We start from the raw sequence: 12,940 nt of genomic DNA, 5'->3' as shown, positions 1-12,940 counted from the left end.
ATGACAGGTATTGCAAAAAGTCAGGGATGAAGCCGCGCTTTGTCCCTGTTTTTTTGCATGCGAACGCGAAAATATAACTAGGACGTAAACTAATTATCAATATGATCATAAAATAATGTTGATTTAATTGCGAAAGTATTCTGATGGTAACGGCCTTGTAACAAGCCTGTAATAGTTCAGTGTTAATGTGACAATTGTGAACAAAATGAAAGCAGGAGTGGCGATAAAGATGAGATTACGGCAATTAGTTACGGGCGCTATCACCGTTGCAACATTAGCTGGTGTTGGGGTTTCGGGTGTAGCAGCAACAACCGTTCGCGCGGCAGACGACAAATCAAGTTTGCAAGCGAAGAACGATGATTTGATGAAACAGCTTCAGGCAGCCAACGATAAAAGCGCGAAGCTGAGCAATGACGTTTCCAACAAAGTTTTGGCGATTCAAAAGGCCGAGGCTGAGATTAAAGATACCCAAGCTAAAATCACTGATCTTGACGGTCAGCTGACAAAAGCCAATCAAGAAGCCAGCCAACGCAAGAATAATTTGAAAGATCAATTGATTTCTTTGCAAAAACGGGTCGGCAATTCGGTTACCGGCAATGTCTATTTTGATTTCATTTTGAATTCAAGTAGTTTGACCGACTTGGTAGGTCGCTCATTTACTGTTAGCAAGTTGAGTCAGGCTAGCACTGAAGCCCTGCAGGCGGTTAAAGATTCCGAGGCGAAAGTCAAGGATCTGAAGGCTAACCAGGAAGCCAAGCAAAAGAGCTTGGTCGCAACCAAGGCCCAACTTGAAAGCGATAAGGCCAAGATTGATAGCTTGAAGGCAGATGCTGACGAAGCCGCTGCCGAAGCACAAAAACTGATTGATGCCAACAAAGACAAGTTAGCTGAATTGGCTGCTGAAGAAGCTGCCAAGACCGCAGCTGCACAAAAGGCCGTTAGTGACGCAGCAAGCACCACTTCTACGTCGACGGCATCAAGCACCAGCACTGTTTCTGCAAGTAACAATGCTTCCAGCACGAGCGTGACCTCCTCAACGGCACCCGCTTCAGCTGGCAGCAGCAAGGTTTCCGTTTCCGGCGGCGGCATCGCAAGTAACGCTGCTAAGTACATCGGTGTGCCATATGTTTATGGTGGCACTTCACCTTCAGGCTTTGACTGCTCAGGTCTGATTTACTACGCAGCTAAAGAAGCCGGTGTTAACTTGCCACGGACTTCGCAAGCTCAAAGCACGCTTGGTTCTTACGTGGCGGTTTCTGATCTTCAGGCCGGCGACTTAGTCTTCTGGGGCGGCGTTGGCAGTGCCTATCACGTTGGCATTTACATCGGCAATGGCCAGTACATCCACGCACCGGCACCGGGTCAGAATGTCACTGTTCAAAGCATGGCTTACTTTGCACCTGAATTTGGCCGTCGTCTTTAATTAGTTGTTCACATCCTGCAAAATATATATTTAAAAGATCGGTCATGGTGGCCGGTCTTTTTTCTTTAAAATAAAATCCAAATAATCGAGCGATTCGCGAGCCTATCATCCGCAATCTATGCGACAATATGATCAAACTGATAATCATGTGTGACTCATTGCCTGAATTAAGCATTGATTCACGCTTACGAGGAGGGGACAGGGATGATCAAGATTGACAATCGCAAACTTGATGACGAAGCTGTATTGACTTTATATCAAGCCGTTGGATGGGTCATGTACACGCGCAATCCCGCAAAACTAAAACGAGCCTTGGCGCAGTCGCTTATTGTTTTGGGTGCCTTTGATGGGGACCGTTTAGTGGGGTTGATTCGGGCAGTAGGGGATGGCGAAACGATTCTTTTCATACAGGATCTGCTGGTGCTTCCAAGTTTCCAACGTCAAGGGATTGGCCGCCAATTGGTAAACGCATTGGTCGATCACTATCCGGAAGTGCGGCAGCGAGTTTTGTTGACGGATGATCAACCAGACACGCGGGCTTTTTACGAGAAGATCGGGTTTGTGTCGAGTGATCACTTTGGTGTGGTCGCTTTTTACCAGGACTTGTCCTGAGGTTTTGAGTGGAAAAGGCTAGCTTGATTTACCGCTCATTGTTGATTTTCAGCTGACGAATCGGCGCTGATTTGGTACAATCGAGGCAATATTCAAGGAGGCGGATCATGAAAGCGGCGCATAAGTTGATTGTGATCACAGGGGCAACAGGTACCGGCAAAACAACGGTGAGCGCGTATCTACGCGATAACTACCGAATTCATCGGGTGATGACGCACACCACTCGTCCGGCGCGTAAGGGTGAAAAGAATGGCGTCGATTATTATTTTGAAACGCCGGCAAGTTTTGCAACGAAACATTTTATCGAAAAGGTCACTTATGCTGGCTATGAATATGGTTCCTCACATGAGTCGCTCGAGAAAAATTGGGCGAAGCATCCTTTTTTAAGTATTGTCCTGGATACTAAAGGGGCAATTACCTATGTTCACGAGCTCCCTAAAGAGGTTGTGGTGTTATTCCTCACTATTGATGATCCGACTGTTCTGAAGGATCGCTTATTGGGCCGCGGCGATGATCCGGCGATGGTGGCGGCACGGCTGAAGAGTCCTGAATATAAGCGGGATTTAACCTTGCCGGCTGAACTCAAGCCGTTTGCGACGGTGATCAAAAATGACAGTTGGGATGAAGCACGGGAACAAGTTGATCGGTTCATGAAAGATTTGGCGCTGAAAAGCTGCGGTTTAATATCGCTGAATCCGGAACAAAAATAAAACGTGACCCTTCGCTATGTGATAGCAAAAGGCCACGTTCAATCTATTTTGGTATCTGTCAATGGTTATTTAGTCGGTTTCTTAACGGCCTTAATCACACGTTTAGCGCGTGAACGGGTCTTGGGATTCTTACTTTTTAAACGACGTGCAGCAGATGCATAATCGGTTTTTTCAGCCATATTGCTTCCTCCTGTCAGGCGTGTTACACTAAATGGTACTAATCGTAATCAGTACGATTTGATACATTACACGTCTTCAATTAAAGTGTCAAGCCAAAGGGGTTTAATTCCATGGACAACACAACAATTGCATTAAAACAGTTAAAACAACATGGTTACCGGGTCACCAAACAACGTGAGTCAATGGTTGACTATCTGGGCAGGAACCAGCATCGGTATACGGCGGTCACGATTTTGGATCGATATATGCGCACGCAATTCCCTGGGGTGTCGCATGATACGATTTATCGCAACGTCAAATCATTCATCGAAATGGGCATCCTGGAAAGTCGCATGCAAGACGATCAAATCGTAGTTAAACTGCAGTGTGATTTCCAGCATCCGCATCATCACCATTTTATCTGTACGAACTGCGGTAAAGTGATTGAACTTAAAATGTGTCCGTTGAATTACTTTGAAGATCAGGTTCCGGGCGCTAAAATTCAAAGCCACAATTTTGAACTTTATGGTTTGTGCGCGGAATGCCAAAAGCGGGCGAACAGCTTGAAAGAAGCTAACGCCTAATGACCAGTTGCAAGTAAATGACGCAGATGTGCTCCGTAGATGTATCGGCACCAGAGATAGCCATTCTCTGATGTCTTTTTTAGTTATGCGTCGTGTTGCATGTTTCAAATGTGGCTCATGCATTGGTAGCCATCTCACGATTGTTGAAAAGCGCACCACTTTGGCCAACGCTATAAGTAGCGTATAATTTTAGCGGTAACTTAAGGTGCTTCCTGCTACTTTTGGGGTAAAATGAAACGATGAATGAAAGGAGCTGGCTACATGGCTTATCGAACACCGCCATTATTACCGCCGACTGCCATTGTTTCGCTGATTGTTTTGATTAGTGCGTATAACATTGTTAATACGATTAACCCGGTCAATCAGCCTAAATCGGCAACCGATCAGAGTTCGTTGGTATCCAAAATAAAATCCGAATCGGCTTCTAAGGCTGCGCGTTTAGCCTCGTCAAAGCCGGAACCAAGTCAAACTTCGGCGTCCCAGCCGTCTGCTGCTAGCCAGTCGCAGACGCAGCCGAGTCATGAGGAGAACAACAACGAAACGACCAGTACCGCGAGTGCAACGTCGACACCAAGTTCGGCAACTTCGACCTCAAAGGCGTCAACATCTTCTGTGACGTCCACACCAAGCACCGCTTCCACCAATAATGGGCAAACGACTGATCAGAACCAGACAAGTACTGACCAAGGAACTGACACAACCGGCACGAATGGCCAATAAGCCGCGGAAAGGATGAAATCATGTTAACTGTTATTGATATTATCAACCGCGTGCTGGGCTACTTTAACATTGCCGATAAACCCAAAGGTAAGGCCTTCACGTGGGTGGCATTTTTCGCTAATTTTTACTTGCTCTATGTTGCGATTGAAAACCTGCGTTATCCGGATTTTCGGATCCGCGGGGCGTTGTTCCTGCTGGCGTTTGTTGTCTTTTTGTATTTTATTGCATTGAACTTCCTGTATTATTTTACGAACAAAACAACGCGATTCGATATTTCGCCAACTGTTGAAAAATGGCTGGGCAGCAATGGTGCAAAGAAAACCGCTGTTGAAAATGAGCTAAAAACGCAATTAGGCGCGGCACCGGCTAATGGCGTGTTTTCTCAAGAGCAACTGCTGACGGCCGATGTTACGCTAACCGATGACCAACAAGCGAATCTTGATGCGTTGGTTGCCAGTTTGGTTAAGCAAGGCGTTTTGAGCTTGAATTATCAGGGCTTGGACGACAAAGCGATTGAACGGGTTGCGCAGGAGACGCAGAAACCGGTTCTCGCTATTGGCGCACCCTATCCGTTGCCGTTTTTTGATTTGCAACATGTCAACGATCAGCTGATTATTACCGGTGGCTTAAACGCGCTGACGGCCAAACCCATCGCAACTGTTGAGCGGGTGGGCTTGTTGCCGGTTGAAAAAGCGGCGCAGGACTATCATCTGGTGGCGGCCAACGTTTTTCTGATTGGCGGCGAGCAGAAGTTATTGGGTCGCAGTGGATTGCGTAAAGAATCGCAGCCATACAGCCTGACAGTGCAGCTGGCTTATCAGGATAAGTCGCCAGCAGCGTCTCAAGAAAAGGTAGACACTGACACGCATCCAGTGGCGGGTCGTCAGCCAGAAGCACCGCAGGAGACTAGAGAAGGACGCCACGCGCTTGATGACGATGCGACGACCAAGCTGGAGCAACAAGCGTCCGAGCAATTTCCAACCCGGGAAAGTCGAAGGCATCAGAAATAAGGAGTGACACGGTATCACTTTCCATACGAAAATAGTGTCAGCAAGTCACGGTATTTCACGTTGACGATCAGTCAATGTGAAATGCCGCGGCTTTTTGCTTGGCTTTGTTTGTGATTACAGATAAAATATTAGCTTGCGTGCGAAAGCCTTTTCTTCGTGCTGAGAAACAAGCCATCCGTTTCTGCAATATCTGCACACCAAATTCCCACATCGCGGTTCCATCCGCAAAAGTCCCAAAAACCGGCATTTTTCGTTTTTTCCACCGAATAAATGCTCACTTTTTAAAAGAAATATTTGCGCATCATTAGTTTTCTATGTAAAATCCATGATAAGAGCTAGTGAACCCAAGGAGGTCCTCCAAAATGTCAATGATTGAATTTCATGACGTTAACAAGTATTTTGGCAAATTCCAAGCATTAAAAAATATTAATCTAACAGTCGATCGTGGTGAGGTGGTCACGATAATCGGGCCTTCCGGGTCTGGTAAAAGCACCTTGTTGCGCTGCATCAATGGGCTTGAGCGGATTACGTCCGGCCAGCTGATTGTCAATGACTTTGATTTAGCCGACAAGAAAACCGATATGAACCGTATCCGTAAGAATGTCGGCATGGTTTTTCAGCATTTTAATCTGTATGCCAACAAGAACGTGTTGCAAAATGTCACGCTCGGGCCGGATCTCGTGCTGAAGCGTGATAAAGCCGAAGTTGAACAGGAAGCCCGCGATTTGCTTAAGATGGTCGGACTGGAAAGCAAGGCGGACAGTTTTCCCGGTGAGTTATCCGGTGGTCAGCAGCAGCGTGTTGCAATTGCCCGTAGTCTTGCCATGAAGCCGAAAGCCATTTTATTCGACGAACCGACCAGTGCGCTGGACCCGGAAATGATCGGTGACGTGCTGGATGTCATGCAAAAGATTGCCGAGCAAGGGATGACGATGGTCGTAGTGACGCACGAAATGGGCTTTGCCCGCCACGTCGGCAACCGGATTGTTTTCATGGATGATGGCCAGATTCTGGTCGACTCCAGCGATGTCGACCAATTCTTCGATGATCCGCAAGAACCGCGGGCCAAGGAATTTATCAGTAAGATCATCAATCATTAGCCCAACAAGACCAGTTACGGATGGGATACTTTATGAAAGCAGGTGTGTTAGATGAAAAAGATGTGGAAACGCATGCTCCTGCCGCTGGTGTTGTTGTTAATGATGATACCGCTTAGCAGTTGCGGGAAAAGTGTCGCAGATCGGGATATTTTGAGCCATGCCAAGGCGACCAATACCATTGTGTGGGGCGTTAAAGCCGACACCCGACTTTTTGGTTTGATGAATATTAAAACCGATAAAATCGAAGGCTTTGACGTTGATATGGCCAAAGCCGTGACCAAACAGATTTTAGGCAAGAAGGGGAACGCTCAGCTGGTTCAAGTGACCAGTGACACGCGGGTACCGATGCTCAAAGGCGGCAACGTTGACGCGGTGATTGCTACCATGACGATTACTCCGGAGCGTCAGAAGATTCTGGATTTTTCCGATGTTTATTTTAATGCCGGCCAAAGTCTTTTGGTTAAAAAAGGCAGTCCTATTAAAACCGTGAAGGACCTGAAGAGAGGGACGAAGGTCATTGGCGTGCAGGGTTCCAACTCCGTCGACAACGTCAAAAAAGCCGCGCCGGAGACAACCGTGCTTCAGCTGGCCGATTATGCACAAGCATTTACCGCTTTGAAGTCCGGGCAAGGGGATGCGCTTACTACTGATAACGGGATTTTGTACGGAATGTCGGAACAAGACAACCGTTACATTGTCACTGGTGGCACCTTTACCAAGGAACCTTATGGGATTGCCATCAACAAAGGGCAGCGGCCGTTTGTCAAGGCAGTCAATAAGGCGATCAAACAACTCAAGCAAAACGGTACTTATGCCAAGTTAATTAAAAAGTGGTTTGGCGATGTGCCAGGGTTCAGTCTTAAGGAGGTGGAATGATATGTGGTCAATTCTTACCAATAACTGGAACACCTTTCTTTCCGGACTTGGCTATACCTTGGCGGCCAGTATTCTTGCATTGATTGGCAGTCTGATCATCGGCACCCTGTTTGCCTTAATGGAAATTTCCCCGTTCAAGGCGCTGCGCATCATCGGCAGAATTTATGTCGAGGTGGTGCGAAACATTCCACTGCTGGTCATCACGTTAGCCTTCTACGTGATCGTGCCGCATTTTATCGTCAAAATCGATGGCTTCACCGCCGGCACGATTGGCCTGTTGATCTATACGAGTGCGTTTATTGCCGAAACCGTGCGCGCAGGGATCGAAGCCGTTCCCAGCGGTCAAATGGAAGGCGCCCGCAGTATCGGGATGAGCTACACCCAAGCGATGACACAGATCATTTTCCCGCAGGCATTCAAAATAGTGATCCCGCCGCTGGGCAATCAGTTTATTAACTTGGTAAAGAACAGCTCGGTACTGGCCTTCGTTGCCGGCTTCGATCTGATGTATCAAGGCAAACTCATTGCGGCAACGACCTTTTCGACGTTTGATACTTACCTGATCGTCGGAATCCTTTATCTCATCTTGACCATGCCGTTAAGTTATCTGATGCGTTATCTTGAGAAAAAATGGGTTACCGCATAGAAAGGAGCAGGACTGATGCATAATTTTATCGACGCGTATTCTTGGATTAATTTACGCTACCTGCTTCAGGGATTAGGCGTGACCTTGGAAGTTTCCGTAGCCTCCATCTTCTTCAGCTTCGTTCTCGGGGTGATTTTAGGCTTAGCACGTTATGTCAACATTAAATATTTTTCCGCGATTGTCGGCTTTGTTATTGATGTGATTCGGAATTTGCCACTGCTGCTGATCTTGTTCTTCACCTACTTTGCGTTGCCGGAAATCGGCATTCGCCTGAACGTCATCATTGCAGCCATTGTGGCGATGAGCATTTTCGAATCGGCGATGTTGGCCGAAATCGTCCGATCCGGCATCAACGCCGTCCCGCGCGGGCAAATGGAAGCAGCCCGCAGCAATGGCCTGACATTTTATCAGGCGATGCGCTACATCATCATGCCTCAGGCGCTTAAGAAAATGATTCCGCCGATTGTCAGCCAGTTCATCTCACTGGTCAAAGACACGTCACTAGCCACGATTATCCTGTTGCCAGAAGCGACGTACCACGCGCAAATCATATATGGGCAGAACATTAACTACATGATTCCCATGTTTGTCGCCTTGGCTGTGATGTACTTCGTTGTCAACTACGCCTTGTCGTTGGCAAGTCGCTGGTTGGATCGGCGATTGGTGCAGTCGAACTAGGTTTTTAAGCAGGTGAATATCACCAAAATCGACTCTGACAGCACATCAATGTGTACTGCCAGAGTCGATTTAGTATATGGGGACGGATTCAAATGTTGCGTGTGCGGTATTGGCAAGCAGGGTGCCATTTGGAATGGTTCTTATCATTTTCCTAACATTTGGTATAAGCTGCGGTGGTTCGGGCGCGGCTGTGATACCATAGGAGAGAAATAAAACCAGCAAGACGGAGGAAATTATCTTGAGTAGTTACTTAGTGACCGGTGGCGCCGGGTTTATCGGATCCAATTTAACCGAGCTGTTGTTAACGGATCCTGATAATACGATCACCATTGTCGATGATTTATCGATGGGCTTGCGAACCAATATTCCTGATTCCAGCCGGATTACATTTTATGAACATAGCATCACCGATCATGCCTTCATGTCCCAACTTCTGATGGAAGGCCAGTTCGATTACATCGTGCTGTTGGCCGCCATTGCCAGTGTTGCCGATTCCGTTGAGCGGCCATACGCAACCCACCAGGTTAACCAGGAAGCCAATTTAAATATCATTGAAACCTTGCGGACACAAAAGATTGCCTATAAGAAACTTTTCTTTGCCAGTTCAGCCGCTGTTTATGGCGATTCGCCTGAACTGCCAAAGAAAGAGGACATGGCGGTCAAACCGCTGACTCAATATGCGGTCGACAAGTTTGCAACCGAACGCGCAGTCTTAAACTACGGGCGGTTATACGATATGCCAATGGTCTGCACCCGCTTTTTCAATGTCTACGGGCCAAAGCAAAATCCAAAATCGCCGTACAGCGGTGTTCTGTCAATTATGATGGACGCCTTGAAGGGGGACAAACCCTTCACGTTCTTCGGTGACGGTGAACAAACTCGCGACTTCATCTACGTTGGCGACGTGGTGCATGCCATTCGCGGTTTGCTAGAAACGCCAAGCGCGCGCGATGATGTCTTCAACGTGGCAAACGGCAAGCAAACAACTTTAAACCAAGTGGCTAAGGAACTCGAAAAGCTCACTGGCAAAACGCTCCACGCCACCCACAAGGCGCCACGTTTAGGTGACATTCGCGATTCGTATGCCCAAACAGCTAAGCTAGATCAGTTTGATTTCATGACCCATACGCCGCTTGCTGAAGGGCTGGCGAAGTATGTGGCGTCGGTTCAATAGGAAGATTGATCGGTCATCGCGTAACGGATGGCTGGTCATTTTTCGTGTTGTTTGCTTTAATTTATGCTTGTAGGAGAGATATTTTGGTTAAGACACCAGTAGTTTCCGTTGTGATGCCAGCTTACAATGCTGCAGCGTATCTTCCGAAGACCGTGCAGTCAGTTTTAGACCAGACTTTTAAAGATTTTGAATTGCTCATTATTGACGATGATTCGACTGATCAGACGGCTGAAGTCGGTCAACAGTTAGCGTCTAGCGACAGTCGAATCCGGTTTGTTCACCTTGACGATAATCAAGGCGTTGCCAATGCCCGCAATGTTGGTGTGGCACATGCTGAGGGGCAGTACGTTGCTTTTTTGGACAGCGATGATTTGTGGCTTCCCGATAAATTAAAGCTTCAGGTCGCATTTATGCAGCAGCATCAAGCAGCCTTCTCTTATTGCTCGTACGATGTGGTGGATGATCATGGCACGAAAATCGGCGAGCGTAAGATTTCTGAAGCCCGTCTGGATTACCACGAGATGCTAAAAGGCAATCGGATCGGACTATTGACCGTCATGTTGACTCGGGAAATTGCCCAAAAGTATCCATTTCCTAAAATAAATCATGAAGATTACGCTTGCTGGTTGTCGATTGCCCGTGGCGGAACGCTTGCCTACCTTGCGTCTGACCGAATCTTGGCTCAATATCGGAAGCATCAGACATCGCTGAGTTCAAACAAATTGCAGGCGGCTCAGTGGACATGGACGATTTATCGGCAGCATGAACATCTCAATATTTTTAAAAGTTTATATTACTTTTTGCATTATTCACTGATGGGTATTACCGACAAACGCTGACATTTAAAGAGGGGGAAGCCTATGATACCTAAGATTATTCATTATGCCTGGTTTGGCAGCACACCGCCATCGTTTATCGAGGATCGGGTTCAGGAGTGGAAAGAGAAGCTGCCGGACTGGGAATTTAAGTTTTGGAATGACAAAAACTTTGATTTGAAAAAATATGCCTTTTCTGAAAAAATGTACCAAGCAGGCAAACTTGGCTATGCTGCGGATGAATTGCGATACGCTGTCTTGTATCAGTATGGCGGATTTTATCTTGACACCGATATGATTATCAAGAAGGATCTTGCGCCGTTTTTGGATCACAAGATGGTTTGGGGTTTTCAGTACGATAATAGTATTTTGACATCATTTATCGGCGCTGAAGCCAAAACACCGCTGCTAGCCGAAATTTTAGATGTCTATGCTGGACGGAAATTCCCTGATTTGCAGGATGATATGCAGAAAATGACCAGTAATCCGGTTGTGACAAAAATTCTGATGCGACTTTATCCTGATTTTAGGATGAATGGTCAGCGTCAAGAGTTGGAATCGGGGATCATCGTTTATCCGCGTGATTATTTTACATATGCAAGTCGGAATCAAGATGCTAACTACATGGAACATCTCTTCGATAATTCTTGGGGAAGTGCCAATGCTGGCTTACGTGGTCGGCTAAAGCATCTCTTTAAAGTGCTGTTTCCTTATTGGTGGGCGGACATTTCTGCGCGGCGTGGGATTAAAAGCGCTGAACGAGATGGCATTCCTTATCAACGATGATGTTGCACCATTCGTTTCGGCGCAGGTGCCTTGCCAATCGCTGTTCACGGCAGCAGACAAATACCGAACATATGCTATAATGAGTGAGCTGTTTTCAACCAAAGATATTTACTGAGAGGGTTGCTGTATGAAACAAAGTGCCGAATGGAACGGTCTTAAACGACTGTTGACGATGATCGGCGATGTCGGTCTTTTTAATTTAAGTATATTGCTCGCCTTTTACTGGCGGTTTGGTGCGGAGATTCCCGAATGGAACTTTAAGATGTATGAAGGTTCGGCGATTTACATTTCGCTGCTCTTTCTGTTCGTTAACTTTTTCTTAGGCGTCTACGTTTACTATAATCGGCGAATCAGTGACATTATTTTCAATACGGTATTGGCCCAGACGATTACCATATCGGGATTAACCATGATCACGTTCATGGGACGGTTCTTTGCATTTCCAAGACTGGTGCTTGCATATTCGTTTGTGCTTAGTATTCTGATTCTTGGTATTTGGCGCGTTTTCATATATTACATGTACATCCACTTTACGAGTAACTACAAGGTGGCCGTGCTTTCGTATGAACATGAATTACCTGCTGTTTTGGAGAACTTCCATTCTGCTAAGAACAACAAACATAAAGTAACCTACGTTATCTCAGATCACTTTGTTGAGAACGCCAAAAAGATTATTGATAAGGTGGATATTTTTTACCTTACCAAGAGCTTACCGGATGAACAACGGCGGGAAATCATCGATATCATCATTAAAAAAGAAAAGACCATCCTGTTACCATCAACGTTTGATAACTTGATGATGCTGCGACCAAACTTGATGAATTTTGAAGATGAAAGTGTCATGGGCATCACACAATTTCGCATTAAGCCGGAAAGTGCCGTTCTTAAACGAATTTTTGACATTGTCGTTGCCTTGTTAATGCTAATCGTTGCATCACCTTTTATGTTGATCACGGCTTTATTGGTGAAATTAACCTCGCCCGGTCCGGTGATTTATAAGCAGACGCGGATTACGCTGAACCAAAAAGAATTTAAGATTTTGAAGTTTCGCACGATGTCGGCAACTGCTGAGGCGAAGTCTGGCCCAGTGTTAGCTAAAGCACATGATTCGCGGATTACCCCTGTTGGCAAATATTTACGCAAGTTCCGATTGGATGAATTGCCGCAGATTTTTAATGTTTTAAAAGGAGACATGTCCATCGTTGGGCCTCGTCCAGAACGTCCGTATTTCGTCAATCAGTTTAACCAACAGGAACCGCATTACTATCTGCGTCATAATGTTCGCGCCGGGATTACTGGTTACGCGCAGGTTTATGGCAAATACGCTTCCGACTACCACAGTAAATTGAAGTTTGATCTGCTGTATATCAAGACTTACAGCATTTTTCTAGATGCCCGTATTTTGCTACAAACCATTAAGGTCTTATTTGACAAGGTTTCCTCGCAGGGACTTGAGGAAGACACGGAACCGGAACGTCAGAAGTTGCATGACTTGGTGGTTCAGCAGGACATCACTCACTTGTCATAGTGGCATAAATCCGGTGTCTCGGCCGTTTAACGGCTATTGGACCAGTCATATATTCGGATGAATCGGTTCCGGGAAGACAGGCTTGTCATTCCGGAGCCGATTTTTGCATACGTTCAAAT

15 protein-coding genes are annotated in these 12,940 nt (G+C 46.4%); 14 read left to right on the top strand and 1 reads right to left on the bottom strand.

All coding sequences use genetic code 11. The features are described 5' to 3' along the window. Positions 1–229: 229 nt before the first annotated feature. The 3 genes from GSO_RS09615 to GSO_RS09605 all read left to right on the top strand — a co-directional run bounded on the left by GSO_RS09615 (position 230) and on the right by GSO_RS09605 (position 2,745). Positions 230–1,423 (top strand): C40 family peptidase, encoded by a 1,194-nt coding sequence (locus tag GSO_RS09615; protein WP_010491556.1) that lies wholly within the window; start codon positions 230–232, stop codon positions 1,421–1,423. 204 nt (positions 1,424–1,627) lie between these two features. Further along, entirely contained in the window at positions 1,628–2,035 is a 408-nt protein-coding gene (locus GSO_RS09610; RefSeq protein ID WP_010491554.1) for a GNAT family N-acetyltransferase, read from the top strand. Positions 2,036–2,142: 107 nt separating this feature from the next. Beyond that, on the top strand, positions 2,143–2,745 hold the full coding sequence (locus tag GSO_RS09605) for a guanylate kinase (protein WP_010491552.1): 603 nt from the start codon (positions 2,143–2,145) through the stop codon (positions 2,743–2,745). A 65-nt stretch (positions 2,746–2,810) separates the two neighbouring features. Here GSO_RS09605 and GSO_RS17800 read toward each other — a convergent pair whose 3' ends face one another. Continuing rightward, positions 2,811–2,924: a putative metal homeostasis protein gene (locus GSO_RS17800; RefSeq protein WP_010491550.1), complete on the bottom strand. Its 114-nt coding sequence runs from the start codon at positions 2,922–2,924 to the stop codon at positions 2,811–2,813. 111 nt (positions 2,925–3,035) lie between these two features. On the opposite strand from GSO_RS17800, the gene GSO_RS09595 reads away from it, so the two are divergent. The 11 genes from GSO_RS09595 (at position 3,036) to GSO_RS09540 (ending at position 12,821) form a co-directional block, all read left to right on the top strand. Next, the gene (locus tag GSO_RS09595; protein WP_010491549.1) at positions 3,036–3,488 is read left to right on the top strand and encodes a Fur family transcriptional regulator; all 453 of its coding nucleotides are present in this window, start codon (positions 3,036–3,038) and stop codon (positions 3,486–3,488) included. Between the two features lie 261 nt (positions 3,489–3,749). Next, complete coding sequence (locus GSO_RS09590) at positions 3,750–4,208, top strand: hypothetical protein (protein ID WP_010491547.1); 459 nt, start codon at positions 3,750–3,752, stop codon at positions 4,206–4,208. Between the two features lie 20 nt (positions 4,209–4,228). Beyond that, positions 4,229–5,218, top strand: coding sequence for a DUF6681 family protein (locus GSO_RS09585; RefSeq protein ID WP_010491545.1), 990 nt, complete (start codon positions 4,229–4,231; stop codon positions 5,216–5,218). Positions 5,219–5,580: 362 nt separating this feature from the next. Then, positions 5,581–6,318: an amino acid ABC transporter ATP-binding protein gene (locus GSO_RS09575; protein ID WP_029345577.1), complete on the top strand. Its 738-nt coding sequence runs from the start codon at positions 5,581–5,583 to the stop codon at positions 6,316–6,318. 51 nt (positions 6,319–6,369) lie between these two features. After that, on the top strand, positions 6,370–7,194 hold the full coding sequence (locus GSO_RS09570) for a glutamate ABC transporter substrate-binding protein (protein ID WP_010491540.1): 825 nt from the start codon (positions 6,370–6,372) through the stop codon (positions 7,192–7,194). Position 7,195: 1 nt separating this feature from the next. Further along, positions 7,196–7,840 carry an amino acid ABC transporter permease gene (locus tag GSO_RS09565; protein ID WP_010491538.1) on the top strand — a complete coding sequence of 215 codons (645 nt, stop codon included), beginning with the start codon at positions 7,196–7,198 and terminating at the stop codon, positions 7,838–7,840. Positions 7,841–7,855: 15 nt separating this feature from the next. Next, a complete protein-coding gene (locus GSO_RS09560; protein WP_010491536.1) occupies positions 7,856–8,518 on the top strand; it encodes an amino acid ABC transporter permease in 663 nt (220 codons plus the stop codon). A 238-nt stretch (positions 8,519–8,756) separates the two neighbouring features. Beyond that, the gene (locus tag GSO_RS09555) at positions 8,757–9,692 is read left to right on the top strand and encodes an NAD-dependent epimerase/dehydratase family protein (RefSeq protein ID WP_010491534.1); all 936 of its coding nucleotides are present in this window, start codon (positions 8,757–8,759) and stop codon (positions 9,690–9,692) included. An 83-nt stretch (positions 9,693–9,775) separates the two neighbouring features. Next, positions 9,776–10,531, top strand: coding sequence for a glycosyltransferase family 2 protein (locus GSO_RS09550; protein WP_010491532.1), 756 nt, complete (start codon positions 9,776–9,778; stop codon positions 10,529–10,531). A 21-nt stretch (positions 10,532–10,552) separates the two neighbouring features. Next, complete coding sequence (locus GSO_RS09545; protein WP_010491530.1) at positions 10,553–11,293, top strand: glycosyltransferase family 32 protein; 741 nt, start codon at positions 10,553–10,555, stop codon at positions 11,291–11,293. A 127-nt stretch (positions 11,294–11,420) separates the two neighbouring features. Continuing rightward, a complete protein-coding gene (locus GSO_RS09540) occupies positions 11,421–12,821 on the top strand; it encodes a sugar transferase (RefSeq protein ID WP_010491528.1) in 1,401 nt (466 codons plus the stop codon). Positions 12,822–12,940: the final 119 nt, after the last annotated feature.

The organism is Lacticaseibacillus zeae DSM 20178 = KCTC 3804 (assembly GCF_000260435.1).
Taxonomy (GTDB): domain Bacteria; phylum Bacillota; class Bacilli; order Lactobacillales; family Lactobacillaceae; genus Lacticaseibacillus; species Lacticaseibacillus zeae.
Note: the sequence above shows the minus strand (reverse complement) of the source record. Positions and strands in the feature narration are given on the sequence as shown.